This window comes from Luteibacter sp. RCC_6_2 (assembly GCF_041360655.1).
In the GTDB taxonomy this organism is placed as follows: domain Bacteria; phylum Pseudomonadota; class Gammaproteobacteria; order Xanthomonadales; family Rhodanobacteraceae; genus Luteibacter.
Genome location: NZ_JBFUPQ010000004.1, coordinates 277,918 through 303,116 on the forward strand (window position 1 = coordinate 277,918; position 25,199 = coordinate 303,116).

A 25,199-nucleotide genomic window follows, 5' to 3' on the forward strand; every position below is an offset into this window, starting at 1 on the left:
GCGCTTCCTAGCTGTCGCGGAGGTTGAAGGTCACCGGGATTCGCGCCCAGGCGCGCACCGGCTGACCGTTCGCCTTAGCAGGCTGGAATCGCCAGCGCGCCAGGACCTGGTCGCGTGCCGCCCTGTCGAGCACGGGATGGCCGCTGCTGTTCTCCACGATCACGTCCACGGGCTTGCCCGCCTCGTCGACCAGGATGCGCAGCGTCACGGTTCCTTGCATGTGGCCGGTCACCGCTGCGCGGGGATAGGCCGGTGCCGGTGCCGACACATAGGCCAGTGTCGCCTCCACGGGAGCGGAGGGCGTGGTGGGCGGGGCGACAGGTGCGATGTCCAGCGCCACGGGCGGGGACACGGGCGCGCTGCCTTCATCGGTCGGGACGGCTTGTAACGCAGGCGGCGGCACCTGCACCGGCCGGACGGCGTGAGTGGGTTCCATCCGCTTCACGGGCAGGGGCTTCAGGTCGATCGGCGGCGGAGGAACGACCTTCGGTTCGACGGGATGATCGATAAGACGAATCGTCGGTGCCGCCAAGGGCGCGAACGATATCGTCGTCACCATCGGTCGCATCACGGCGATGAGTGCGGCGGCATTGAGGGCGATCGCGGCACTCATGGCCACGATACGGACGGTATCCGGATGCACTCCGGCAAGGGCTTGCGGACGAGCGAACGACATGAGCCACCTCCTGCAACGTGGGGGAAGGTGATGCGCGGTCGGGAACACGGCCGGTGGGGACCGGCGGGGATCGTGTTCAGGTCCGATGGCAGGTTAGGCTGGCTTCGAAAGCATTTGCAATAGGGCCGTCCGGACGGCTATTCCGTCAGCGGTGACCGATAGGCGGACTAATGCGCGACGAGCATCGGCACGTCGGATTGCATGAAGAGGAAACGCGTGGTCCCGCCCAGCACCATTTCCGATAGGCGCGAACGGCCCCAGGCTCCCATGACGATGAGGTCGGCCTGTCCCGCGTGGGCGATGTCCAGCAAGGCCGGGCCGGGAGCGGCAAGTGCCGCCTCGTCGAGCCGCCGGACCTCCGCCTTCACTCCATGCGTATCCAACCAGCCGCAGATATCGGTATCGGGCAGGGCGCATGTGCCGATGTCTTCGTCGCGGCTGCCGTCGATGACGGTCACCTTCGTCGCCTTGCGTAGCAGCGGAAGCGAAGAGCGCACGGCCAGCGCCGACTCGCGGCTGCCACTCCACGCCACCAGCACGTGCTCGCCGAGGGTCGCGACCGGCGATGCTTCCGGTACCACCAGGACGCCGCGGCTGGATGCGAAGACGGTTCGCGAGACGACGCCGAAGCCTACCGGCGCATCGCCGCGCATCGTGGACGAGCGTTCCATGACGATGAGGTCGTATCCCGCCGAGGCATGCGCGAGCAGGGTGACCGTATCGCCGTTGCCGACACGCCAGTTGCCATGAAGGTTGTGCGAGGCGAGCAGGGTGGCCCAGTCACCGGCCACCGCCCGTGCGTCCGTCGACCGTTGGCGCACGGCGTCCAGTTGCATGGGCACGGCCTCGGGGACGGTGAACGCCGCCGCCGGAAGGTCCACCACGTGCAGGGCGTCCAGGCGGGCACCGAGCCGAGAGGCCATGGCCAGCGCGGCACGCAAGCCCGCGCCCTGCGGGGGTAGCCGGCCGATATGCACGAGCAGTTCGTGGGTCATGGCCCATGGAACAACGGAGAGCGTGTCGCGGTCAATGACCGCTTCGCCTCTACCGGGCCGCATCGGTTACCCTCGACCGGCACAGGCCACATCAGCGGAACATCATGGTTTTCGACAGCACACAACCCCGCTATCCCTACGCCGAGGAAGTCGCCAGCAGCGTGATCCACGGTATCGGGCTCGTCTTGAGCATCGCTGGCCTCGCCGTGCTGGTGGCTTTTTCCGCCATGTATGGCGGCGCGCGGGCGGTGGTGGCGAGTTCGGTATTCGGCACCACCCTCATCCTGCTCTACACCGCCTCGACGCTTTATCACTCGATCCCGGGTGACATGGCCAAGCGTGTCCTGCGCACGCTCGATCACATCGCGATCTTCCTGCTCATCGCCGGTACCTACACGCCGTTCACCCTGCTTGCGCTGCCGGGCGCGTGGGGATGGGGCCTCTTCGGCACGATATGGGCGCTGGCGATCATCGGTAGCGCGGCGGAACTGGGCCTGTTGAAGCGCTATCGAAAGGCCGCGGTGGTGATGTACGTCGCCATGGGCTGGGTCGCGGTGGTGGCGATCGAGCCCTTGCGCGACAACGTGCCGACGGGTGGCCTACTACTGCTGTTCGGCGGCGGGCTCGCCTATACCGCCGGCGTGCCGTTCTACATGGCGCGGAAGCTGCCGTATCACCATGCCATCTGGCATTTCTTCGTGCTCGCCGGCAGCGTCCTGCATTACCTGGCGGTGTTGTTCTATGTGATTCCCGGGGCGCCGTCGCAAGGTTGATCCCCCTGCATGTGCCGGGGCTGCTTCTGTGTGGAAGCTGCTTCAGGTTCGCGTGTGAGCCGCTACACGTGTGGGAGCCGCTTCAGCGGCGATGGGTGCTTGCCGTGACCTGGCCCGCTGCCGCGGGATCGCCGACAAGGTCGGCTCCCACCAGGCGATCGCGAGAAGGATCAGCTCCTACCAGGATATCGTCGGTGTGGTGGGAGCCGACCCTGTCGGCGATGCTTTCGGGCCGGCTCCCACACAGTTCGAGGGCTCAGCTCTTCTTCGCCTTCTTCTCCTGCTCCGGAATGAAGCGCGTGCGCACGGCTTCGGCCAGCAGGTCCGGTGGCAGCAGACCCTGGGCGATCAGGAAATCGTTGAACGCCTTGCGGTCGAAGCGATCGCCCAGCTTGGTCTGCGTTTCCGCGCGCAGCTGCAGGATGCGCGTGTAGCCGTAGAAATACGCGGTGGCCTGGCCCGGTGAGTTGAGCGTGTAGCGATCGAGTTCCTGCCGCGCCATCGGCTCGGACAAGCCCACGTCGTGCACGAGGATCTCGCGTGCCCGGTCGCGGTCGATCATGCCGAGGTTGAGCATCGGGTCGAGGAAGGCGCGCGCTGCACGCAGCAGGCGGAACTGCAACGCGATGAACTGCCCCGCGGGTGGTTCATACGGCATCATTTCCGCTTCGGCGTAGAGCGCCCAGCCTTCCACGTTCACGCTGTTGAAGGCGAACAGGCTGCGGGTCAACGACACGCCCTGCTCGACCATCGCCGCGAACTGCAGTTCGTGGCCGGGACGGCCTTCGTGCGCGGTGAGCGTCCATGCGGCGGCTTCGAAGGTGAAGTCGTCGTACATCTGCGTCTTGTCGCCATCGGCCGGCGGATTGCCCGTGGTGAGCACGAAGGTGCCGCGTTGACCGGTGTTGCCGACGAAAGGCGGCGGGTCCATATGCGGTGCCGGCGTGCGCGCGTTCTCGGCTTCGGAAGCGAGGCGCATGGCCATCTGGCGCTTCGGCAGCTCGACGATGCGCTGCTGGCGGATGGTCTCTTCGATCTTGCCGATGACGTCGTGGTAGGTCGGCTCGACCTTGTCCTTCGCGAGCTGCTTCTTCTTCAATGCCTTGAGAACATCGCGATAATCGCCGTTGGGCAGACCTTCCGCCTTCGCGACGACAGGCGCGAGCATCTGCAGCGCATAGGTCGTTTCCATGAACTCCAGCTGCGCGCGGTCGATTAGGTCGTGCGGCGAGATGTCGAGGCCGACCTGCTCGAGGTTATAGGCGTACAGCGGCTCGGGCAGGCGGAAATCCGTGCGCGCATGCGGAAGCACCACCTTCTTCACCCAGGCGTTGTAGTCCTTCAACTGCTGGTCCAGCTTCGCCATCGCCTCGTCGGAGCCGGCGATCTTCTTCTCGGCGAACAGCTTGCGGATGCCGTCGACGTACCGTTGCGTGTTGCCGAGCTTCTGCTCGACATCGGCCTTCACGGGACCGAGCAGGGCCTTGTCACCCAGTTTTTCCGTGGTGCGGGCGCGTGCCTGGTCGACCAGGGCCGTGCAGCCGGCCGTTATGCCGACGTAGCATTTCAGGCGTCCGAGGGCGGCCTTGTTCTGTTCCGGCGTGCTTTCGGCGTTGAGCAAGGAGAACTCACCGCTGAAGACGATCTGCCCGGCGTCGAACCACGGCAGGAGGTACTTGTCGTTGAGGTCGATGCCCTTGATGTTGCCGTCGATCTGCTTGAGCAGAATCTGAAGATCCTGCTTCACATTGGGGTCCTTCTCCTCGGCGAGGCGCTTGTTCACCTTCGTGCGTACGTCGACCAGGGCGGCGCGCTGGCGCTTGTCGACGTCGGGCCCCAGGTCCACCGTCTTTTCATCGAAACCCTTGAGGCCGATGTCGGTGGCGGATTCGGGACTGAAGCGGGCGGTGACATCCAGCAGCGCCTGCGCGTCGGCGTTGCTGCGGGCGATCCAGGCGGGTTGCGCCGTTTCCGCGTGCAGGCCGCCGATGGCGAAGGTCACGGCAGTGGCGAGGATGAGTCGTCGGAACATGCGTATCTCCCCAGTGAAGTCCGGCGAGACTAGCTTCTGCGGACGGCGCGCGCCAATGTGCCTGATGGCCGATCAGCTGAAGAGCAGCGCGAGCCCGGCCATGCCGATCATGAGGAAGGAGATCACCACCTTGGCGAGGATGCCCACCAGCATGCCGATCCAGGTGCCGATGCCCACGTGGGCCGAGCGGAGGATGCTGGTACCCGACCATAGCTCGCCGATCACCGCGCCGGCAAAGGGGCCAATCAACAAGCCGGGAATGCCGAAGAACATCCCCACGGTGGTCCCGATGCCCGCGCCCCACAAGGCGCGCGGGCTGGCGCCGATCCGTTTCGCGCCGAGCGACGCCGAGACGAAATCCAGCGCGATGCCGACCGCGCCCACGATGCCGATCGCCACCAGCCAGCCCCAGCCGAGGTGCTGGTACTCGTCCACGGCGGCGGCCAGCCAGATGCCGCCGAAGATCATGGGGATGCCGGGCAGCACCGGCAGGACGGCACCCACCACGCCACCGACGATCAACGCGGCGGCGAGCAGGTAGAGGACGACCTCCATCAACGGAAGGCCTCTCGGTACTCCGGCTTCAGGTATGCCGAAAACGACTCGCTGGGCACGTCGACCGCCTGGGGGCCAGCGGCGTAGGAAGCCACCTGGTAAGGCGGAAAGATGAAGGTGAGGCCATGCACCTTGTCGTCCGGCCCGGTGAGCAGGCTGAACACCCGATAGTGGTCCTTGCCCGGCGCCGTGCCTTCGTCGATTTGCTCGCTGTCGGAGGCGAGCGGTTCGTCCTGGTCGTCCAGCGCCGTGAGCAACTGGCGGCGAGCTTCCGCGGCGAAGGCATTCTCGGCGGCGTGCGGATCGGCGAAGAGATCGTTTATTCCCACGACCCGCTGGTCGTCGAGGTCATAGGTGAAACTGTCGACGATGGGCGCGGGATGGGCGCCACCGGTGAAGGCCGAGCCGTCGACCTGCACGTTGATGAAGCGGTCGGTACGGGCCGCCACGGCAATGTCCAGGTTGAGGTCCCAGGGCAGTTCGCGCGCCCGGGCCTTGGCGCCGGGCGCATCGAGGCTGGCGAGGAACGATTCCTTTTGCCGCTCCACGTAGCGGTCGATGGCGCCGCGCAACGGTGCCGCTTTTGGTGGCAACTCCGGGAGTTTCAGTTCCATCGTGTACAGGCCCTCCCTTCCGGATTGGGTATCCTTGGCCACGTTCGCCTTTGCGGGCGGTGGCGTATCCCCGTCGTTCGTCCGGTCGGCGCCGTCGCGGCAGGCCACGAGCCCGGCCGTGGCGAAGACCAGCGACAGGATGTGTCGCACCAGCATGTTGCGTCTCTCCCTGCGAGGATCGCATCTTACCGTAGCTCCCCGTTAGCGGAGAGCGCGTCAACGAACCGAAGGACCAGCGTGCATACCGCGATGACGGAGTCCGTCACCCTGCTCAAGGCCGATGAGCTTGGCCGCATCGAACGCGTGGAGCGCGACGGCGTGTTCCTGATCCGTCGCGACATCGGTGCCGCCCGCTGGTGGGCCCGCTGGTTCGCCCGCCGCGCAGCCGCCCGCGAGGCGCGTGCGTTGACCCGGCTGGATGGCATCGACGGCGTGCCGCGCCTGCTCGCATGGGACGGCCGCGTGCTGGAGCGCAGCTACATGGCGGGCCAGCCGATGCAGTTGGGCAAGCCGCTCGACGCGGCTTATTACCGTGACGCCTTGCGCCTGCTGGCCGTGCTGCACCGGCGGGGCATCGTTCATAACGACCTGGCCAAGGAGCCGAACTGGCTCGTCCGCGAGGATGGCTCGCCGGGCCTGGTGGATTTCCAGATCGCCTGGACCCGGGGGAGGCGCGGCCCGCTGTTCCGCCTGCTGGCCCGCGAAGACCTGCGCCACCTGCTCAAGCACAAGCGCACTTATGCGGCGGACCGTCTTTCGGCGCGGCAACACGCGATGCTCGCGCGCCCGGCGGCGCATTCCCGGCTGTGGCGTGCCACCGGAAAGCGCCTGTACAAACTGATCGCGCGGCGGATCTTCGGTTACTGGGATAACGAAGGGCAGGGGCGCATTCGCCGTTGAGCCTGCCTCGCGCCCTTATTTCTCGACGAACGCCCGCTCGATGACATAGTCGCCGGGTTCGCGGGTACGCGGCGATGCCTGGAAGCCCTCACCGTCCAACAGGACGCAGATGTCCTCGAGCATCGACGGGCTGCCACAGAGCATCACGCGATCCTCCACGGGATTCAGCTGGGGCAGGCCGGTGGCGCGAGCCAGTTCGCCGTCGGCGATGGCATCCGTGATGCGGCCACGATTGCGGAATTCCTCGCGGGTCACCGTGGGATAGTAGACGAGCTTCTCGCGCACCAGGTCGCCCAGGTACTCGTGGTTGGGCAGCTCGTTCTCGATGTAGCCGGAGTAGGCCAGATCGTCCACGTGGCGAGCGCCATGGGCAAGCACGATCTTGTCGAAGCGCTCGTAGGTCTCCGGGTCGCGGATGATCGAGAGGAAGGGGGCCAGGCCGGTGCCGGTACCCAGCAGGTACAGCCGCTTGCCCGGCTTGAGGTCGTTGAGGACCAGGGTGCCGGTCGGCTTGCGGCTGACGATGATGGGATCGCCGGGCTTCAGGTGCTGGAGCCGGGACGTGAGCGGGCCGTCCTGCACCTTGATGCTGAAGAACTCCAGGTGCTCTTCGTAATGCGCGCTAGCGATCGAATAGGCACGCATCAGCGGCCGGCCGTCGACCTCCAGCCCGATCATCACGAAATGGCCGCTCTCGAACCGGAAACCGGGATCGCGGGTGGTGCGGAAACTGAAAAGACTGTCATTCCAGTGGTGCACGTCGATGACGTGCTCGGTCGCCAGTGCCACCATGGTTGCTTGAACCTCGAAAAACGAAAAGGACGGGCCATCGCGCCGTGCGCGTAGCCTGGGGATCGGCTGGGGAAGCGGCCCTGGGGCCGCGCTGCCTCGCGCATGGCGTCGCACCCGCGTAGGTGCGCGCCCATGGGGCGTAAGTTTAAATCAAACCGGCGGGGGCCGCCCTGCGGGCGCCTGAACGCGCCCTGGTCTAAGATGCGGGGCCGCCCAGCAGGAGAAAACCCGGTGCCCAAACCCGACTACGCCGCGGGCCAGTCCTGGACCTACCGCACCCGTCCGGGCGAGGAGGCGTCGCGCGTGGCAATCCGCCACATCGACCATGAACCGGAAGATGGCCGGGTTTTCCACGTCTCGATCCTGGACGTGAAGCTGCGCAACCACCGGGTGCCGGGAGGTATGCAGCGTGCCATGAACCACGCCGCCGTATCCCAGGCCACGCTCGATGCGAGCCTGATCGCGTTGGCAGGCGACGCCGATACGGACGAAAGCTGGCGCGACGGATACGGTGTCTGGCGCCAGGCCTACGACAACGGTGACGCGGGCATCTTCGAGATCCCGGTGAGCGATATCCTCGGCTACATCGAGATGGTGGTCGCGGCCTCGGGCGAGGCTCGATAGAAAGTTCTTCGCGACATTTTCGATGGCGGCGGCCCCTCGAAAATCTCTGATGACTTGGCTCCGGTGGGAGCCGACCCTGTCGGCGATGGGTGCTTGCCTCAACTGCTCAACTGCCGAACCCGCTCGCCCGCCGAATCCCCCCGGCGACATCCCCAACGGTCACCGGGCCGTCTGCCGACCTCGCAGACACGGTTGAAGAACCTCGGTTTCAGCCATTTATCTGAGATGTTTCTTGGCCGCATCCCTGGGCAAGCGCCTGCGTGGGCTACTGAAACAGGCTGACGCCGCATCCACTTCATCAATCAATCCGCCCCGGCGCCCGGTCTCGGGCAGCCGCTGAACCTGCGAGTCCGTTTGATCCGCGGCACGCTGCGCTGTGTGGCGTGCCGCACCTGGACGAGGGTGCGGCAACATTCAAGGAATTCTCCATGTCTTTATCCGAAGGCAAGAGCACGCTTCGTCGCGCCAACGATCCGCTCGATCCCGACGCGACACCACATGACCTCCTGAACGGTGCCATCGAGTGGCTGCAATACGCGCGTGGTCTTTCCGAATTTCTCGCCGATCTCGTGCATGAATCCGATGCAGTCGACTGTCGTCGCATGGCGCTTTCATTGGAGGCCATAGCGGCACTGACGAACATGGGCGTGCAATGCACGGCACAGGCGCATGCGCGGATGTCGTGGGAGGAAGTTCAACTCCTTCACGGAGGGCGAGTTGGTGTGGAAGTGCGAGACGTCGACTGAGATCACGAGACGTATGACCACCTCGAACTTGGGGGTAACTTCTCGTTAACTTGTCGAGCTCGTAGTTCGCTGGGTAGACTCGTGTGCCAGATAGGGAGATCGAACGATGCGAGCGGTCACGAAGATGTGCTTTAGCTCGATCATTGTCACTACAGCTCTTGTAGTAGTGCCGGCAACAAGAGCGCAGAGGGCGGTGCCCGCGCCTTATGGCCTGGATGAATTCAGTGCATCCTTGAAACTTCGCGCTTCCTACCAGCATTGCCTTGATGCTTCTGGTGGTGCCACTCCAGGCATGCAGGACTGCATCGACGCGGAGTTTGCTTATCAGGATAAGCGTCTGAATGCTGTCTATAAACGTCTGATGTCTACCGCCTCCGCTTCTGAGCGCATCGTGCTTAGGAATGAAGAGCGGGGATGGATTGTCGCGAAGGAGAAGCGCTGCGCTGTGCCGGAAAGCCCAGGGCAGGGTGACATCATCGACTCGGCCAGTTGTGTCGTTACGGAAACGGCGAAGCGAGCAACCGAACTGGAGTCACGGAAGATCAAGTAGAACGGGACAAAGGAAGGAGAAGTAAATGATGGAACAGAACGAATGGAAGCTTGGCAATACATCACTATGGTTCGAGAGTCAGGGGCGCGGCCCGGGTACGGTATCGTCCGGAGTTGGTGATCACGGAGGGCGGTCATACGGCACCTACCAGCTATCCAGTTCGGTTGGGACGTTGGCAGACTATGTGCGTACATCTTCGTACGGGTCGCGCTTCAAAGACATGAAGGTGAACTCTTCGTCCTTCATCGACACCTGGAAGACGATAGCAGCCGAAGATCCTGCTTTCGGGGCCGATCAGCACGAATATATAGAACGGACCCACTACCAGCCCCTGATGAAAGGCCTGACTCGCGCAGGCGTCGATGTGCACGCACGTGGGCCTGCGGTCCAGGACATGGTCTGGAGCACATCTGTTCAGTACGGTGGCGGAAGCCGCGGAGCGAACGTGGTTATCCGCGGACTCCGCGAAACCCATGGCGAGGCGTATCGTCTTGACGATCTTACCGACGCTCAGATCGTCACTGCTGTTCAGGACTCCAAGCTACGCCATGTACTGACAGACTTTAGGAACTCGATGCCGAACACCCCTGGTATCGAAACGCGAATAGTTACGGAGAAGCATGCCCTCGTCGCGCTCGCCGATACTGGTATGCCTATGAGTCATGCCGAGATCATCGCGCTGCATCGGGAGATATCTCCGCTTCGCATCGGGTCATCTGGCGAGCGTGTTGCCGTGCTCCAGGAAAAGCTGGCTGATCTTGGATTTCATTCAAAAAGTGGCAAATTCATCGAAGCGGACGGTGACTTTGGGAAATCGACGGAAGAGGCGCTCAAGGACTTCCAGTCCTCGAATGGACTTTATCCTCATGGTCAGGCTAGTCCGCTAACGCAGGAGCGCATCGGAGCCCAGATTACCTCCCGCGACCTTGGCATGGAGTCGTTGCGTAACGAAGCGCAACCATCATTAACGTGCCGCGTCGATGGACGTGCCCACGATGACGGGGATGATCAGTTGCGCATGTTGGTTCGGCGGGTGGGGGCCGAAGAACCTGGTTCCTCTGGCATTGGGCGCGGTGCATCGGCCGTCTATGACGCAGTTCGATTCAAAGGCGCGTCCAACTCGTCGGAGTCGATACTCAGGCTAAATGATTCGAGACACCCCGACCACGAGTTTTTTCAACACGTGCGCGGCCATGTTGTGGAACTCGACAAGACGCTTGGCCGAGCACCAGATCATTACACCGACAACATCGCGTCGGCATTGGCCGTCCAGGCACGTGCAGACGGTATGGACCGAATTGATCAGATCGCTCTTTCCAAGGATGGATCTGCACTCTGGGCGAGACAGACGCCGCCTGGGCGAACCGATCACATCTTTGATCTTCAAACGAAGGTCCCGACCGCCGACGCGACCACGCCACTGGACCAAACTGCGGCAAAGTGGCCGGATGCTATGGAACAGTTCCGGGCCTACGAGCAGGAGCAGGTGCTGATCCAGCAGCGGTCACAAGAACGAGCTCAGGCGGAGAGTCAATCGCGGACCGTCTCAGGACCCTCAATGGTGCGCTAGTGGTCAAGCTATTCGGTCAGCATGCTGCGAGAGACGTGCAGCGCGATCTTCCACAAGGAATCCAAAAAAAGGGCGCCCGGTCTCCGGATGGCGGCCGGGGAGTTGCCGGCATCCGGAGGGGGCGCAAGTGTCACACAGGGATCTGGGTTCTTCGTTTAGAAGTCGTAGGTCACCGCGAGGCGGCCGTAGCGAGGGTCCTGGGTGTAGAGCGGTACGCGATAGGTCGTATTGAGCGTGTTAGCCGGGCCTTCGCTGGCTGGGGAACGGAACGTCGCACGCTGCTGGTTCAACACGTTGAAGACGTTGGCCGAGAAGGCAAGCTTTTGGCCGCCCCAGGACGGACGATAGGTCACGCCGAGATCGAGCTGGAAAGTCCAAGGCAGGCGGCCGTGGCTACCCGGAGGCGAGGGCTGTCCATCGCACCAGCGGTACGAACTGCCGTAAGACACTGGGTCGGTATGGTTCGGACCGTAGTAGCCGGTACAGACTTCGGGGGCTCCGGAAATGGCCTGCAGATTGCCCGACAGCTGCCATTCCGGCAGGAACTGCCAGTAACCGTATGCCTTGACAACATGTGTATGGTCGTTACCCTGCGGACCGTTCGAATACTCCATGACATACTTGTTGTCCCAGTCGACGCTGCCGGCTGCGCCGCTCTGGCGCGTGTCGGTACGAGCCTGGCCCTCGGTATTGCCGTAGCTGCGCGAGAACACGTAGTCGAGTTTGCCGTACCACACGCCATCGAAGCTGTGCTCGATGAACGTTTCGAGGCTGTAGTAGCGACGCTTCAGTGCGGGGAAACCGATTTCCTTGCGGCTGAGCGGTACTTCGAACGCATTGCCGTTCGGGTCGAGCAGCGTAAAGGTATTGGACGCGCCGCCATTCACCAGGTAGCAACTGTTGGTCGAGCCGACGGTATATCCAAGTGCCTCCGCTTTGTCGGTCACCAGGGCGACGTCGCAGAAGTCGTCGATGGCGCTGCGCAGGATGCGCTGGGTAGCCTTGGCGCCGTACACCCAGTGATCGCCGAAGGACTTGTCGAAGCCGAGGATGAATTCGTCCTGGTGCTCCGCCTTCAGGTTCTTGCCGGCGACGGTACGCGGGTCGGGTGGTATGCCATACGAATTGTTTGCTGACACAGGTCCGCTGATCTGGGTGAGTCCCGTGGGAGCGCCAGTCGAATCGATGCCCGAGTACGTGTAGTACTGCTGCGTGGAGGTATAACCGGCCGCAGCGCCCGTGGCAGGGTTGAGTGGCAGGCCCAGGTAATAGCGGCCGGCATTGGCGAATACCTTGAACGAACCGTCGCCGTTAACGTCCCACGATGCGCCCAGGCGTGGCGCCCACTGCGGCTTGGTTTGCGTGATGAATTCCTGGCCGAACTGGTTGTAGTCGGTGAACTGGTCGTTGCGCAGGCCGAGAGAGAGCAGCCATGTATCGCTGATCTGCCATTTGTCCTCGATGTACTGCGCTTTCTGGTCCGACCGCACGTTGACCAGGTTGTTCACGACGTTACGGCTGACGTAATAGCCGTCTGCGCCGTTCGCGAAGCCGGCGGTACCAGGAACGAAGTTGATGCCTGGCGCATCCGAAATCGGTTGCGTCGGATCATCTTGCTGCCCGTAGTTCCAGGTATAGCCAGGGCCGGGGCTGTGCGTGCCGAATTCCACGGCCTTCGACTTCACGTTGTCGATACCCACGGAGATCGTGTGGTCGCCCAGCGTGTAGGCGACGTCGAAGCGGAAATTGGTGGCTTTGTTGCCGCGGCCTGGCGCGCTGATATCGTCGACCTGGTTGTTGCGAATCGCAGACCCACCATTGAGTGCCGGATTCTGATTCTGCGAACTGTCGACACGTACCAGGGTGGGATCATAATTGCCTGGCTGGTCGTAGTTCTTCGTGTTCATCTTGCCGTACATGGCACTCACCGTCAGGTTGTCGGTGATGTAGCTCGTGTACTTGGCCACCCACAGGTCGCCACCGGTCTTGGTGTCGTCCACCGGGCCGATGGTGCTGGTTCGGTTGAGATTGACGTAATCGTAGTTGTAACGCGTGCCCGAACCTTCGCGCTTGTCGCCCGCACTGGTCAGTTCGAGGATGTTGCTGTCGTTGATGTTCCAATCGAGCTTGGCGTACCAGCGCGGCGACTTGTAATCGTTGGTGGATGAGGGCGTGTTGCTGCCGACGGAATTGACGTTGCGTTGGCCTTGTTTCTCGAACTCGCCTGCCACAAAGAAGAACAGCTTGTCCTTGATCAGCGGGCCGCCGGCGTACGCACTGACCGTGGTGGTCCAGCGATCGTTCTGGCTCTTCGGTTGGTAGAGATTTCCCGCTGGGGCCGACGAGGGCACTCGGGCATAGTGCAGATCGTCATTGCTGGCGCGCGCCCAGGCAGGCTCCCAGAGAAGCTGGGCGCCGAAGTGCCATTCGTTGGTGCCGCGTTTACCGACCTGACTGATCACGCCGCCATCGGAGCGGCCGTACTGAGCGCTATAGCCGCCGGTGTATACCTCTTGCTGGTCGATAGCACCGTAGGGAAGTTGCAGGCCGCCGACGGCGTTGAGGGGGTCGGTGGTATTGAAGCCGTTGATGTAATAAGCATTCTCGTTGGCTGCGGCGCCGCCGAAGCTGGCGACGGAGCGGCCGGTATCGCTGGTGAAGCCACCACCATTGTTGACCACGCCGGGCGCCAGTCGGGCGATTGCCTCGGCCGTGCGGCCTAACGGCAGCTTTGCGAGTTGCTCCGAGGTGATGACCGTACGCGAGTCCACTGAAGTCACGTCGATATTAGGTAATGCGGTGCCGGTGACGGTCACGCCCTGCAGACTGGTTGCATCGCTGGCGCTGCCTGCGGTAGCCGGAGGGGCGTTGAAGGAAACATCCGTGCTGGCACCGACACGAAGAGCCACATCTCTCCGGGTATCGACGGTGGTGCCGTCGCGAAGGAGGCTCACGGTGTAGGTGCCAAGGGGCAACTGCGCGATTGAGTAGCGGCCACGCTCGTCCACCGGCACTTCGCGGCGGAAGCCGGTGCCACTTTCAATCACGATGGTTTCGTTGCCGCCCGCCGGAACGGAGCCATTGAGTGCGCCCGTAGTGGACTGCGCGTAAACGCTCGAAACGCCGCCCAGGCAGGTACATACCGCCAGTGCGAGTGCGCTCCTGCGAGAGAGAAACTGCTTCTTCATGCCTTCCCCGGAAAGTGATGCCAAAAAAATGAAGACAGCACGGGACCGTGACGCCGGGCCCCCGCCCGGCGCTGAGATGTGGAGTCTCGAAGACCCCTCCCGCGCTCCATTGCTGCACTCCCCATTTGCCTCGATCCAAATGGGTCAAGCCGACGGTTTACAGCACGTCGGCTGCGTTGTCTAGCAGCCAAAACACTCCATGGGATAGCCGTCCAGCCGTCCAAACACGATGTCGCGGCGCAGCAGAAAACGAGGTAACTATGGGGATTTGTGGAGTTTTATGCGTTCGAAAAACCTTGCCGGAAACGTGCCTGGACGGCGCCGGCATGCCGCGTAAAAATTTACGCGGCGACCCTCGGGAACTCCCTTCCCGCACCGGATTCGGGGAGTGGGTTTGGATCGAGGCAAATCTCGTGCCAAGTTCTTGCGGTCGTCCCCTCCCGGCCGGTCGTCACCCATCATCCACCCGGCCTGACCGACATTCCGACGAATGAAGATCGCGACCTATAATGTCAATGGCATCCGCTCTCGTCTCCCCCACCTGATCGAGTGGCTCGAGAGGGAATCGCCCGATATCGCGTACCTGCAGGAACTGAAGGCGGTGGACACGGGATTTCCCATCGGGGCGATCAACGATGCCGGGTACGGTGCGCTCTGGGCGGGCCAGGCCTCATGGAATGGAGTGGCCGTCCTGGCGAAGGGTGTGGACCCGGTGGAAAGCCGCCGGGGGCTGCCGGGCGATGAAAAAGACACGCAGAGCCGTTACCTCGAGGTGGCGGCGCACGGCGTCCTGGTCGGCTGCCTCTATCTCCCCAATGGCAATCCGTGGCCCGGCCCGAAGTTCGAGTACAAGCTGGCATGGTTCGAGCGCTTCATCCGTCATGCCAAGGGGCTGCTCGGCAGTGGGCAGCCCGTGGTGCTGGCGGGCGACTACAACGTGGTGCCCACCGACGAGGACATCTACGACCCGAAGGGCTGGCGCCGCGACGCCCTGTTACAGCCGGAAAGCCGTGAAGCCTATGCACGGTTGCTGGCGCAGGGCTGGACGGATGCCTTGCGCGCTATCCATCCGGACGAACGCATCTACACGTTCTGGGATTATTTTCGCCAGCATTGGCCACGCGACAGGGGGCTGCGCATCGACCATCTGCTGCTGTCGCCGGACCTGGCCAAGCGGCTCAAGGACGCCAACGTCGACCGCTGGGTCCGCGATCTGCCGAAGGCCAGCGATCACGCCCCGGTGTGGGTCGAACTGGGGAAACCCGCCCGGAAGCGCGCGGCGGCGAAGAAGACGGCGACCGCCCGGAAGCCCGCATAGCGCGGCTGGAAACGTTTTCACGAAGGTGAATCCCACGCCGCACTTGCCAGCGGCGACAGAGTTCATAGACTAGGCGGCTATTGGGGGAGGTGGACCAATCGAGCATGAAGATCGATGGCGGTAGCGGCAAGCGCGCCGAACCGGTGATGCTCAGTGAGGTCGCCGAGCGGTTGCATAACCCGCGTATCGATCGCATCGTGGCGAGCTTCCGCGAGTATCACGTCTCGCTGATGCGCACGGTGGTCCTCGGTTTCGTCGTCATCTGGTCCGCCGCCTGGCTCCAGGGCCCCGCGCCCATGGCGGTCGAGGCCCACCGCGTGGTCCCCGTCGCCGCCGCCTTGTTCGTGCTCAGTACCTTCTGGATGCTTGGCATCCGGGCGGGGTCGTTGCGCCAGAACGTGGCGATCGACGCCGTCGGGGGCGTCGCCAACTTCGTCATGGTCGCCGTCCTGCTCAAGTCGGCGTTCATGTTGCTCATCACGCTGACCCCCGTGCTGCCCTTCCTCTCCGTGGCCCTGGGCGTGCGTTACAGCCGTTGGGCCTTCGCCGCCAGTGTGGCTGCGTCGGTGGCCATCCTGGCCGTGGTGGCCCCGGATGGTTTCTGGATCGCCCGACCAGCTTATGCGTTATATGCCCTGGCGCTGGTGATCGTGCTGCCGATGACGCTCTACCGCATGATGGACGCGTTGCGCGAAGTGTCGGCGGAAGCGATCGCTTCGCGCGAAGCGCAGCACCGCTTTATCTCGATGATGAGCCATGAGATGCGGACGCCGCTGGGCACGGTCATACATGCCGCGTCGTTGCTCGACACCTCGGCCATGAATGACGATCAGCGCCGCCTGGTGGCCTTGCTTTCCACCAACGCCAATGCCTTGCTGCACCGGGTGAACGCCGTGCTGGATGTCGCGTCCTTCGCCGGCGGTAGCTTCAACCTGCGTCACCAGGCTTTCGCTTTCGACGAGGTGTTGGCCACGGTGGGAGCGGTTTGCCGTCCCTACGCGGCCGAGAAGCGGATCGCCTTCAGCCTGTCGCGGGACGCCTCGGTCGAGGGCGTGTTCGCGGGCGACCCGGGGCGCATCGAGCAGGTGCTCTCCAACCTCGCCTCCAATGCGTTGAAGTTCACGCCGCCCGGAGGGTCGGTCGACGTGCGCGTGGAACTGCTGGAAGGCATGGCGGGTCGCGATCCGACCATCGTCTGCACCGTGACGGACACCGGTATCGGCATCGCCGACAGCGACAAGCAGCGGATCTTCGATCCCTTCCATCAGTTGAGCGCGGGCGAGAGCCGGCGCCAGGAGGGAGTCGGGCTGGGTCTCTACATCGTGCGCAACGTCTCCGAGCAAATGCAGGGCAGCCTGGACGTGGGCGATAACCCCATGGGCGGTACGGTCTTCAGCTGGCGCTTCAGCTTGCCTCGCGCGGCCGCCGGGGCACGCAGCGTGGCCGACACGCCACTGGTGGACCTGCTCGACGACCACAGGGGGCGGGTCGCTCCGCTGCGCTGCCTGGTGGTGGACGACAATGCCGCCAATCGCGAGATCGTGGGGCGCATCCTGGAGCGCGCCGGTCATCTTCCCGTGTTCAGTGCCAGTGGCGATGAAGCCCTGTCGCGCCTGGCCAACGAAGGCGTCGACCTGATCTTCATGGATCTGCACATGCCCGGCAGTTCCGGTTGGGACGTGCTTGGCCGCATCGAGGTCGCCCGGCGCACGGGCAGCGTGCCGCCGATCGTGATGCTCAGCGCGGATTCCAGCCACGACGCCGTGCGCATCGCCTTCAGGGCGGGTGCGCGGGCTTACCTGACGAAACCGATCGCGGCGCAACGCCTGCTGGATGTGATCGAAGCCGTGGCGGAGGAGCGCGAGCTCGAACATGCCGTGCGGCATTGGCAGCCGGTGATCGATTCACCCGCGGATGGGCGTGGTAATACGGGCACACCGCTGGATGAGATGCGCGCACTCAGCAGCCAGGACGAGTTCGCCAACTTCGTCGATCTCTGCGCCCATACCACCGGCCATCACCTGGACGCGCTTCGCGCCGCGATCGCCTCGCACGATATCGCCGGGGCGTCCGAGGCGGTCCATGCCTTGCGCAACGTGCTGGGCAACCTGGGCGTACCCGGCGCCGGCCGCGTATGCGACGACATCGCCGTGATCGTCGACGCTGGTGGCGACATGCGTGCAGCCGTCGCCGAGGTCGACGCGCTGGGGCGGTCGGTACGGCGCTTCGTGGAGATCCAGCGGCAGCAGGCGGGCGTGGCGGCCGACGCGTGACGACACTGGATGAGCTGGCCAGCGACATCGAGGAGAGGGAGCGCCAGGTAGCGGGTATCAAGCCCGACAACGAGGCACGCATCGTGTTTGGCGCAGGCGTGCCGCACGAGCGCCTGCCACTGTCGGTCGTCTACCTGCACGGTTTCACCGCCAGCCAGGCGGAGGGGGCGCCGGCACATCGTACGATCGCCCACGCCTGTGCGGCCCATCTCTTCCTCGATCGCCTCACCGGACATGGCACGGACGAACCCGAGGCCATGGCCGGCGCTTCGCCGGAACGCTGGCGCGAGGACGCCGACGCGGCGCTGGAGATCGGCTTGCGCCTGGGCGAAAAGATCGTGCTCGTGTGCACGTCGATGGGTGCCTCGCTCGCCCTCGACCTGGCGGTGCGCCGCCCGGATGCCGTCGCGGCCGTGGTGGCCTGGTCGCCGGGTATCCGCGTGCACGATCCCGAGCAGTTGCGCGCGGCGGTCTTGCTGCAAGGCGCCGTGGTGCCGCCGGGGGAGAGGTCGCCATTCCAGCGGCGCTACTGGTCGTCCGTGGTCCATTCCGACGGCTACCGCGCCATCGCGCGGCTCTTCATCGAGTGGATGCGGCCGGAGCGCCTGGGTTCGATCGTTTGCCCGGTGTTCTTCGGCGTATGGGACGGCGGGGAGGGTGATCGGGATACGCTCACGTCGGTGGCGGCGATGCGCGAGGCGTTCACCTGGCTGGGCACCGCGCCATCGCGGCGCAGGCTGGTGGCTTACGATCACGCCGCGCACGTGCTCGCCTCACCCGAGCGTTCCCCCGCCGCCGCACGGGTGCTCGCCGATTCGCTGGCCTTCCTGCGCGATATGGGCGTCGCGCACTGACGGGCCGCGGACGCGCTATCTTTGCCCGTTCCGAAGGAGGTCGACCCGGTGCGTTTCCAACGCGCGATCGCTGCGTGGGTGTTTGTCTGGCTGGCGGTTGCCGGCGGGCTGGCGTTCGCCAGCGACAGCCTGGCAGCGGATAGCCGCGATCGCGATATCGGCCAGTTCTACCACACGGCGTGGACGGTTCGCGAAGGCGCGCCGGGCCAGGTCACGGCCCTGGCGCAGACACGCGACGGTTATCTATGGTTGGGTACGCAAACCGGCCTTTACCGCTTCGATGGCGTGCGCTTCGAACGCTATCGCCCACGCCAGGGCGGAGATTTCCAGGCGTCCAGCGTGGCATCCCTCTATGCGCCCCCCTCCGGCGGCCTGTGGGTCGGGTTCCGCTATGGCGTGGCGAGTTTCGTCGACGGGGACCGCGCCACGCATTACGCGGCATCGTCCGGCCTGCCGACGGGAACGCTTTATGCCATCGGCGGCACCCCCGACGGCAACATCTGGGCGGCGACCTTCAATGGCCTTGTCCGCCTCGATCACGGACGCTGGATGTCGGTGGGTCCTTCGATGGGCTTGCCGGGCGTGCGCGCCCGCAACCTGTTCGTGGATCGCGAAGGTCGCCTGTGGGTGGCGACCGAAGACGCGCTGGCCTGGTTGCCGCGTGACGGTCGCCGCTTCGAAGTGGCGACGCGCGAGGTCGGGCGGGTGAACCGCATCGCCGAGGCCGCCGATGGTTCGATCTGGGTCGCCGAGGCCGATGGCGGCGTGCGTCCCGCGTGGGCGGGCGGGGCCGATCCTTCCGAAGCCGGTCCCGTGCTGAAACTGTCGTCGGCGGGCTTGCTGTTCGACCGCGACGGCGCGTTGTGGATGCCGACATTGGGCGATGGCATCCGCCGCGTACCCCGGGTACGCGATCTTCCCCATCGTGTGATCGGCGCGGAAAGTGCGGAGGCGCAACGTTTCCTGGAGCGCGACGGGCTCAGTTCCGATTACGCCAGCAGCGTGATCCAGGATCGCGAAGGCAATGTCTGGGTGGGTGGCAGCCGGGGACTCGACCGTTTTCGGGTAAGTCGCCTGCTGCCGGCGATGCTTCCTTCCGGCGCCACGGATTTCGCCATGGTGGCGGCGAAGAACCATGGCGTCTGGGTCGGCACCAAGAGCCGGCCACTCAGCCGGGTCGACGCGAACGGCATCGAACCGATTGGATTGACCGAAGCGATCACCGCCGCCAGCCGCGATGCCGACGGCATCTGGCTCGGTGGTCCCGGCGGCCTCTGGCGCCTGCACGAGGGCAAACCCGAGCCGTTCGCTCCCTTGCCCTATCCGGATTACTCCGGTGTGCAGGCGGTGGTGGGCGATGGCAAGGGCGGTGCCTGGGCGTCGGTCAACCGGCCCGGCATCTTTCACTTCACCGAAGGCGGCTGGGAACACGATCCGCTGCCGGCTGTCCCCGTCGACTCGGCCCCCCTGGTCCTGATGAACGACCACCATGGGCGGCTGTGGATGGGATTCGCCCGCAACAACATCCTCGTACGCGCGCAAGGCGGGGACGTCGTGATCGGCTCGGGTGAAGGGTTGGCGGTAGGCAATGTCACGGCGCTGCTGGAAGACGGCGAGGCCGTATGGGTCGGTGGCGAACTCGGCATCGGCGTCGTCGTCGCAGGCCGGGCGAGGATGATCGCGATGGCGGACGATCCGCTGCGCGGTGTCTCCGGCCTGGTCCGCGATCATCGTGGGGACTTCTGGGCCAACGCCGCGCAGGGCGTCGTCCGGATAGCCGCGGCCGACATGGCGCGTGCATTGGAAGATCCGGACTACCGGCTCCCGGGCACCTTGTTCGATTCGCTCGACGGCTTGCCGGGCACGCCCGCGCAATTCAGGCCGCTACCCACCGCTGTCGTGGCCGACGATGGCCGGCTATGGTTCGCCACCACGAGCGGCATCGTTTCCATCGATCCCGCGAACGTGCCCCGCAATGCCCTGGCCCCGCCGGTATCCATTCGTTCCGTTTCCACGGATATCGGCACGTGGCCCGCGGGCCCTCGCATCGACCTGCCCGCGCACACCGAGCGGCTGCGGATCGCGTTCACGGCCACGAGCCTGAGCGTGCCCGAACGCGTGCGCTTCCGCTATCGCATGGAAGGCCTCGACACGCGCTGGCGTGACGCGGGAAACGAGCGCGAGGCCATCTACACCGACCCACCGCCGGGCCAATACGTGTTCCGTGTCACCGCGGCGAACGAAGATGGCGTGGTCAACGAGGAAGGCGCGTCGATCGAGGTCGGCGTGGCGCGTGCGTTCTACCAGATGCCGTGGTTCTTCCTGCTCTGCCTGCTCGCGGTCGTGCTTCTTGCCTGGCTGGCCTTCTTCCTGCGCCTGCGCAGCATGGCCTCGCAACTGCGCGCGCGCTTGCAGGAGCGGCATGCGGAACGCGAACGCATCGCCCGGGAACTGCACGACACCTTGTTGCAGAGCATCCAGGGACTGACGATGCGCTTCCAGGCCATCGCCAACCGCGTGCCGCCTGAAGAGCCCCTGCGTGGAGAGATGGAACGCGCACTGGACCGTGCCGACGAAGCGCTGGTGGAGGCACGCGACCGCGTGCGCGACCTGCGCGCCCACGCGGGGGAGTCGGCCCATATCGATGCGGCGCTGCGGGCCCTGTCGTCGGCTTACGCGGCGGAACACACGGTGCCCGTGGTCGTGACCACCTATGGCGACCTGCGTGACCTGGGCGAACTGGTCCGCGACGAGTTGTATGGCATCGCCCGCGAAGCCGTGCACAACGCCGTCACCCACGCGGAGGGGAGCCGGGTCGACGTGGAGCTCAGGGTCGAAGACACCGAACTGGTGCTTTCGATCCGCGACGACGGCCGGGGGATCGACGAAGCGGTGCTCCGCGACGGTCGCGATGGCCATTGGGGCCTGCGTGGCATCCGCGAGCGCGCCGCCGCCATCGGCGCGCTGGTCTCGATCGCCTCGCGCCTGGACGGCGGCACGGAGGTGTGCGTGCGCCTGCCCGTTGCGCTGGCGTTCCCGCATCGTGCGGGATGGCTGCGCCGGGCCTTGGACAGGTTGCGCTAGCGGTAACAGCCGTTCGCGAACTGTCCCTTGGCCAGCGGGCACAGGATCGCGGCGAACCCACCGTTCGCGGAGACCTCGAACGAGAGCGTGCCATCGGCCGTGACGTTCTCTGCCGTGCGGGCCACATCGCCCCGGCCGATGCCGTCACGAACGATGTCGGCGTGCCACGGCCCGACGCCCAGGGACGCCAGCGGCACGCTGAGCCGGCGCGCGGGCCCGGCCGAGATCGCGCCGATGAACCAGCGGTCGCCGCTACGGCGGGCGAAGATCGCATCCTGCCCCGGCGTGCCGCCGAGGAGCTTCGTCTCGTCCCATACGGTGGGAACCTGGTCGAGGAAGGCGAGGGCTTGCGGCCGGCGCTGGTAGGCTTCCGGCATGTCGGCGAGGTGCGTCCAGCCTGACTCGAAGACGATAGGCAACGCCACCTCATGCGCGATCGAGGCTTCCTTGCGGCCCGCATCGAACGCCACCGGGGTGTAGTCCATGGAACCGACGACATTGCGCGTATACGGTTGGATGGTGTTGCCGGCCGCCGGCGGATCGTTCTCCGCGCCACGTACGCCTTCCATGGTCATCAGGTGCGGCCACGTACGGGCGAGGCCATGGGGAATCGTCGCGCCATGGAAGTTCACCATGAGGTGCAGTTTGGCCGTGTCCGCGAGGGTGTCGTCGTACCAGCGATAGCGCGCCTGCGAGTCGGACTCCATGAAGTCGACCTTCACTCCCTTCACGCCCCAGCCCTTCACCCGCGTGAGCTCCGCCATGCGCTTGGCGGGCGTGTCGAGCTTCGACCAGTGGAACCAGAGCAGGATGTCGACATGCTTCGCGTTCGCGTAGCGGACCAGGGCCGGCACCCAACTCTCGCTCCAGCCTTCGTCGACCAGCACATAGGGGATGCGGTTGCGCGTGGCGAAGTCCACATACGCCTTCTGCCGTTCGGCGTTCGAAGGGCTGTCGTGCCCGCTCAGCCACGACCAGGCGACCTTGCCCGGGCGAATCCACGAGGTATCGGCGAAGCGTGCCGGATCGGCGAGGTCGTCGACCAGCGTGGACTCCGTGACGGTGGCGAGGTCGCCGGCGATCACCGTGCGCCATGGCGTGACACCGGTGCTTTCCACGCGGGCGTCGGCGAGGGTCAAGGCATATGTGCCGCTGTTCGCCGCATGCGTAAGGCGGCTGCCGTCGTAGCGGCCATCGGCGTTGGCTTCGGTGACCAGCACGTAGTTATCGCCGACCTGGAACAGCGAGGGATAGCCGTAATCGCCCGGTGCGGCACTTCCCGCGGTGGTCTCGATGCGCTCTTTTTCATACTGCGGGTTATAGGGAAGCAGCCAGGCTTTCGCCGTCGGGGGAACGGCGAACGCGGTGGCCTCGCCGGTCACCGTCGCCCGCGTCGTTCCTGGAATTTCATAGCGGAATGCCACGCCATCGTTGGCGACGCGCACGACGATGTCGAGCTTCTGTCCCTTGTCGTTCTGCAAGGCATACCGGGTTTCGGAAAGATTGGCGTTGCGTTCCAGGCGCTTGCCGACGGTCATGCGATAGCGCTCGGTGAGCTGTCGCTGCGTGGTACCGACAAGGCGCAGGTCATGGGTGAGATCCGCTTCCGTGGTGCGGAGGCCGAGGGTCTCGTCGACGAGGGCGAGGCCATGGGGATCGGTGATGGTGAGCACCGGCCGGCCGCCGTCGCGAAATACCAGCGTCGCCAGCGGTGGGCTCGCCAAGGCAGGGAAACAGAAGCACGCGGCGAGCATGGCGGCGATGCGGCGAGGGACGAACGAACGGCGTACGGGCTTCATCCGGCGGTTCCTGTCGGCTGCGGAAGGCATGTGCATGACGGTCCGCCGCCGAGGATTCCACACGACACCCCCGTACTCAAGGCATCCTTGGGCAAACTGTGAGGAGACACACCGTTCCATGGAATCGCTGGCCTCCACCGTCGTGCTGCTCGAACAGGAGCAGGCGTGGCGCGACCCTGCCGCCTTCCTGTGGCGCGCCGAAGCCGCCGACCGCCTCGACCTGCTCCTCATCGGCGCGGACGATCCCGCGTGGCGCGAGCGTGCGGTGCGGCTCCTCGATGCCATGGAAAAGCTCGATGCCGAAGGTTTCTCTTCGATCCGGGAGGCGATCCGTCGCGGCGAAGGACGTGCCGCGTTGGCGGCATGGCTCGATGTCGGCTTTCCCTCGGGGCAGCATTACGATGTGCTGGACCATGTCGTCGCGGGTGTGCTCGCGCTGGAGGAGCCGGCGGTTCCACGCGTCTTGCCGGCGGAGATGGTTTTCTATCAACCGAGCCCGGCAAGGCACATCATCGATGGCGTGGCGCGTGCGGGCATCACGGCCGGCGATGTCGTGCTGGACCTCGGCGCGGGCATGGGACACGTGCCGATCCTGGTGGCGATCCTCACGGGCGCGCGCACGCTCGGCGTGGAACGCGAGCCCGTCTACGTCGAACGGGCGGCGGAGGCGGCAGCGCGGCTGGGTCTGGCCGACGTGCATATGCGCGTCGGCGACGCGCGCGACGCCGACTTGTCGGAAGCGACCGTCTTCTATCTGTTCACGCCCTTCATCGGCAGCGTGCTGCGCGATGTCGTGGCCAACATCGAACGCGAGGCCCGGCGGCGACCGATCCGCGTGGTCACGCTCGGCCCCTGTTCGCGCACCTTCGCGCGGATGCCGTGGCTCCATAGCGAGGACCCTGATCCCCAGACGGCCGAGCGTATCGTGGTATTCCGCTCAGCGCTTGGCGAGGGGTAGCCTGCTTATCAGTTTTTCGCGGAAGACGCCCGCGAGTTGGTGGAATCCCGCCTCGGTGGGATGCATCTCGTCGTTCCACTGGGCGTCGCTGGTCAATTGCCCGCGCAGGTCCACGTAGTCGAACATGCCGCCAAAAGCGGCGTTGCGTTTGACCGGCTCGAGTACGCGCTCGACGAAGCCGTCGATCAGGTGGCGGGTGAACTCGCGCCATGCATCGATGCCGCCATCGATCACGGTCTCGATGTTCGGCCCGATCCACGGGCCGACCGATTTCTTCAGCAAGGCGGCGGCACCGAGGTTGCGCAAGCCGAGCTCGGCCGCGCTGCCGATGCGCCGCGGATAGTCGTATGTGTGCGCGATGATCGGCACATCCGGCCGTGCTTCATGGAATGCCCCGACGAAGAACGCGTAAGCCTCGCGTACCTGTTCGTAACGGCCGGTGGCGACGATGGCATCGAACGCCTGGCTGGCGCTCAGGCCACGCCGCCCCGCCAGGGCATCGTGCAGCCATGTATCGACGAAGTCGTTGCCCCCGGCGCTCAGCAACACGGCATCGAACCGATAGCGGGTGAACCAGCCGATGAGATCGTCGACATTGTCCTTGGTGAACATCGATCGCCCGGGATGGGCGGTTTGCGGAGCCGCCTGGTCGCCGCTGCGTTCCACCCGGAAGAACAGGCCGCCCTTGCCGAATTGCGGCACGCCACGCGCCTCGTCTTCCGGCGCGGGAGACACGATCCAGTCGAGCAGGTTCATCGCCAGTGGCGTGGAAAACCAGGAGTCACCCTCGCAGAGGATCACGGGGGTGTGTTCGAGCGCATGCTGGCTCTTAAGGCCCATGTACATGGCACGGAACTGGCCACGCTGGGACAGGGCGGAGGATTGCGGCATGGCGTGT

At 65.0% G+C, this 25,199-nt stretch carries 20 protein-coding genes; 11 read left to right on the forward strand and 9 right to left on the reverse strand.

Annotated elements, in window-relative coordinates:
* Positions 1–7: 7 nt before the first annotated feature.
* Complete coding sequence (locus AB6730_RS06115; RefSeq protein WP_371022762.1) at positions 8–676, reverse strand: energy transducer TonB; 669 nt, start codon at positions 674–676, stop codon at positions 8–10.
* Positions 677–843: 167 nt separating this feature from the next.
* Entirely contained in the window at positions 844–1,671 is an 828-nt protein-coding gene (locus AB6730_RS06120) for a universal stress protein (RefSeq protein ID WP_371022763.1), read from the reverse strand.
* A 104-nt stretch (positions 1,672–1,775) separates the two neighbouring features.
* Here AB6730_RS06120 and AB6730_RS06125 point away from each other — a divergent pair, with 104 nt between their 5' ends.
* A complete protein-coding gene (locus AB6730_RS06125; protein WP_371022764.1) occupies positions 1,776–2,444 on the forward strand; it encodes a hemolysin III family protein in 669 nt (222 codons plus the stop codon).
* Positions 2,445–2,700: 256 nt separating this feature from the next.
* On the opposite strand, the gene AB6730_RS06130 is transcribed toward AB6730_RS06125, so the two are convergent.
* The 3 genes from AB6730_RS06130 to AB6730_RS06140 all read right to left on the reverse strand — a co-directional run bounded on the left by AB6730_RS06130 (position 2,701) and on the right by AB6730_RS06140 (position 5,801).
* Positions 2,701–4,476, reverse strand: coding sequence for a DUF885 domain-containing protein (locus tag AB6730_RS06130; RefSeq protein ID WP_371022765.1), 1,776 nt, complete (start codon positions 4,474–4,476; stop codon positions 2,701–2,703).
* 72 nt (positions 4,477–4,548) lie between these two features.
* Positions 4,549–5,031: a DUF456 domain-containing protein gene (locus AB6730_RS06135; protein ID WP_371022766.1), complete on the reverse strand. Its 483-nt coding sequence runs from the start codon at positions 5,029–5,031 to the stop codon at positions 4,549–4,551.
* On the reverse strand, positions 5,031–5,801 hold the full coding sequence (locus AB6730_RS06140; RefSeq protein WP_371022767.1) for a DUF3298 domain-containing protein: 771 nt from the start codon (positions 5,799–5,801) through the stop codon (positions 5,031–5,033). Before AB6730_RS06140 ends, AB6730_RS06135 begins: the two co-directional genes overlap by 1 nt.
* 93 nt (positions 5,802–5,894) lie before the next feature.
* Here AB6730_RS06140 and AB6730_RS06145 point away from each other — a divergent pair, with 93 nt between their 5' ends.
* Positions 5,895–6,545 carry a serine/threonine protein kinase gene (locus tag AB6730_RS06145; RefSeq protein ID WP_371022814.1) on the forward strand — a complete coding sequence of 217 codons (651 nt, stop codon included), beginning with the start codon at positions 5,895–5,897 and terminating at the stop codon, positions 6,543–6,545.
* Between the two features lie 15 nt (positions 6,546–6,560).
* On the opposite strand, the gene AB6730_RS06150 is transcribed toward AB6730_RS06145, so the two are convergent.
* Positions 6,561–7,337 (reverse strand): ferredoxin--NADP reductase, encoded by a 777-nt coding sequence (locus AB6730_RS06150; protein WP_371022768.1) that lies wholly within the window; start codon positions 7,335–7,337, stop codon positions 6,561–6,563.
* A 231-nt stretch (positions 7,338–7,568) separates the two neighbouring features.
* Between AB6730_RS06150 and AB6730_RS06155 the strand changes: the two genes are divergently transcribed.
* The 4 genes from AB6730_RS06155 to AB6730_RS06170 all read left to right on the forward strand — a co-directional run bounded on the left by AB6730_RS06155 (position 7,569) and on the right by AB6730_RS06170 (position 10,827).
* A complete protein-coding gene (locus tag AB6730_RS06155; protein ID WP_371022769.1) occupies positions 7,569–7,961 on the forward strand; it encodes a hypothetical protein in 393 nt (130 codons plus the stop codon).
* A 428-nt stretch (positions 7,962–8,389) separates the two neighbouring features.
* Entirely contained in the window at positions 8,390–8,707 is a 318-nt protein-coding gene (locus tag AB6730_RS06160; RefSeq protein WP_371022770.1) for a hypothetical protein, read from the forward strand.
* Between the two features lie 106 nt (positions 8,708–8,813).
* Positions 8,814–9,257: a lysozyme inhibitor LprI family protein gene (locus tag AB6730_RS06165; protein WP_371022771.1), complete on the forward strand. Its 444-nt coding sequence runs from the start codon at positions 8,814–8,816 to the stop codon at positions 9,255–9,257.
* Positions 9,258–9,282: 25 nt separating this feature from the next.
* Positions 9,283–10,827, forward strand: coding sequence for an XVIPCD domain-containing protein (locus tag AB6730_RS06170; RefSeq protein ID WP_371022772.1), 1,545 nt, complete (start codon positions 9,283–9,285; stop codon positions 10,825–10,827).
* Positions 10,828–10,982: 155 nt separating this feature from the next.
* On the opposite strand, the gene AB6730_RS06175 is transcribed toward AB6730_RS06170, so the two are convergent.
* A complete protein-coding gene (locus AB6730_RS06175; RefSeq protein WP_371022773.1) occupies positions 10,983–14,015 on the reverse strand; it encodes a TonB-dependent receptor plug domain-containing protein in 3,033 nt (1,010 codons plus the stop codon).
* Between the two features lie 490 nt (positions 14,016–14,505).
* On the opposite strand from AB6730_RS06175, the gene xth reads away from it, so the two are divergent.
* From xth to AB6730_RS06195, 4 genes are all read left to right on the forward strand, one after another.
* Positions 14,506–15,333, forward strand: coding sequence for an exodeoxyribonuclease III (xth, locus tag AB6730_RS06180; RefSeq protein ID WP_371022774.1), 828 nt, complete (start codon positions 14,506–14,508; stop codon positions 15,331–15,333).
* Positions 15,334–15,437: 104 nt separating this feature from the next.
* Entirely contained in the window at positions 15,438–17,606 is a 2,169-nt protein-coding gene (locus AB6730_RS06185) for an ATP-binding protein (protein WP_371022775.1), read from the forward strand.
* Positions 17,603–18,460 carry an alpha/beta hydrolase gene (locus AB6730_RS06190; RefSeq protein ID WP_371022776.1) on the forward strand — a complete coding sequence of 286 codons (858 nt, stop codon included), beginning with the start codon at positions 17,603–17,605 and terminating at the stop codon, positions 18,458–18,460. The genes AB6730_RS06185 and AB6730_RS06190 overlap by 4 nt, the downstream gene beginning before the upstream one ends.
* 48 nt (positions 18,461–18,508) lie before the next feature.
* Positions 18,509–21,544: a two-component regulator propeller domain-containing protein gene (locus tag AB6730_RS06195; protein WP_371022777.1), complete on the forward strand. Its 3,036-nt coding sequence runs from the start codon at positions 18,509–18,511 to the stop codon at positions 21,542–21,544.
* On the opposite strand, the gene AB6730_RS06200 is transcribed toward AB6730_RS06195, so the two are convergent.
* Positions 21,541–23,343 carry a glycoside hydrolase family 97 catalytic domain-containing protein gene (locus AB6730_RS06200; RefSeq protein ID WP_371022778.1) on the reverse strand — a complete coding sequence of 601 codons (1,803 nt, stop codon included), beginning with the start codon at positions 23,341–23,343 and terminating at the stop codon, positions 21,541–21,543. The two genes, AB6730_RS06195 and AB6730_RS06200, sit on opposite strands and share 4 nt — an antisense overlap.
* A gap of 118 nt (positions 23,344–23,461) precedes the next feature.
* On the opposite strand from AB6730_RS06200, the gene AB6730_RS06205 reads away from it, so the two are divergent.
* A complete protein-coding gene (locus AB6730_RS06205; protein WP_371022779.1) occupies positions 23,462–24,301 on the forward strand; it encodes a methyltransferase domain-containing protein in 840 nt (279 codons plus the stop codon).
* Here the strand turns inward: AB6730_RS06205 and AB6730_RS06210 are convergent.
* Positions 24,281–25,192: a hypothetical protein gene (locus AB6730_RS06210; RefSeq protein WP_371022780.1), complete on the reverse strand. Its 912-nt coding sequence runs from the start codon at positions 25,190–25,192 to the stop codon at positions 24,281–24,283. The two genes, AB6730_RS06205 and AB6730_RS06210, sit on opposite strands and share 21 nt — an antisense overlap.
* Positions 25,193–25,199: the final 7 nt, after the last annotated feature.

Excerpts from the sequence above, each read along its gene's own strand:
- AB6730_RS06145 (WP_371022814.1), top strand. The coding sequence starts at position 5,895 with ATGACGGAGTCCGTCACCCTGCTCAAGGCCGATGAGCTTGGCCGCATC.
- AB6730_RS06135 (WP_371022766.1), bottom strand. The coding sequence starts at position 5,031 with ATGGAGGTCGTCCTCTACCTGCTCGCCGCCGCGTTGATCGTCGGTGGC.
- AB6730_RS06165 (WP_371022771.1), top strand. The coding sequence starts at position 8,814 with ATGCGAGCGGTCACGAAGATGTGCTTTAGCTCGATCATTGTCACTACA.
- xth (WP_371022774.1), top strand. The coding sequence starts at position 14,506 with ATGAAGATCGCGACCTATAATGTCAATGGCATCCGCTCTCGTCTCCCC.
- AB6730_RS06150 (WP_371022768.1), bottom strand. The coding sequence starts at position 7,337 with ATGGTGGCACTGGCGACCGAGCACGTCATCGACGTGCACCACTGGAAT.
- AB6730_RS06130 (WP_371022765.1), bottom strand. The coding sequence starts at position 4,476 with ATGTTCCGACGACTCATCCTCGCCACTGCCGTGACCTTCGCCATCGGC.
- AB6730_RS06160 (WP_371022770.1), top strand. The coding sequence starts at position 8,390 with ATGTCTTTATCCGAAGGCAAGAGCACGCTTCGTCGCGCCAACGATCCG.
- AB6730_RS06210 (WP_371022780.1), bottom strand. The coding sequence starts at position 25,192 with ATGCCGCAATCCTCCGCCCTGTCCCAGCGTGGCCAGTTCCGTGCCATG.
- AB6730_RS06185 (WP_371022775.1), top strand. The coding sequence starts at position 15,438 with ATGAAGATCGATGGCGGTAGCGGCAAGCGCGCCGAACCGGTGATGCTC.
- AB6730_RS06170 (WP_371022772.1), top strand. The coding sequence starts at position 9,283 with ATGATGGAACAGAACGAATGGAAGCTTGGCAATACATCACTATGGTTC.
- AB6730_RS06125 (WP_371022764.1), top strand. The coding sequence starts at position 1,776 with ATGGTTTTCGACAGCACACAACCCCGCTATCCCTACGCCGAGGAAGTC.
- AB6730_RS06120 (WP_371022763.1), bottom strand. The coding sequence starts at position 1,671 with ATGACCCACGAACTGCTCGTGCATATCGGCCGGCTACCCCCGCAGGGC.
- AB6730_RS06200 (WP_371022778.1), bottom strand. The coding sequence starts at position 23,343 with ATGAAGCCCGTACGCCGTTCGTTCGTCCCTCGCCGCATCGCCGCCATG.
- AB6730_RS06115 (WP_371022762.1), bottom strand. The coding sequence starts at position 676 with ATGTCGTTCGCTCGTCCGCAAGCCCTTGCCGGAGTGCATCCGGATACC.
- AB6730_RS06175 (WP_371022773.1), bottom strand. The coding sequence starts at position 14,015 with ATGAAGAAGCAGTTTCTCTCTCGCAGGAGCGCACTCGCACTGGCGGTA.
- AB6730_RS06205 (WP_371022779.1), top strand. The coding sequence starts at position 23,462 with ATGGAATCGCTGGCCTCCACCGTCGTGCTGCTCGAACAGGAGCAGGCG.
- AB6730_RS06140 (WP_371022767.1), bottom strand. The coding sequence starts at position 5,801 with ATGCTGGTGCGACACATCCTGTCGCTGGTCTTCGCCACGGCCGGGCTC.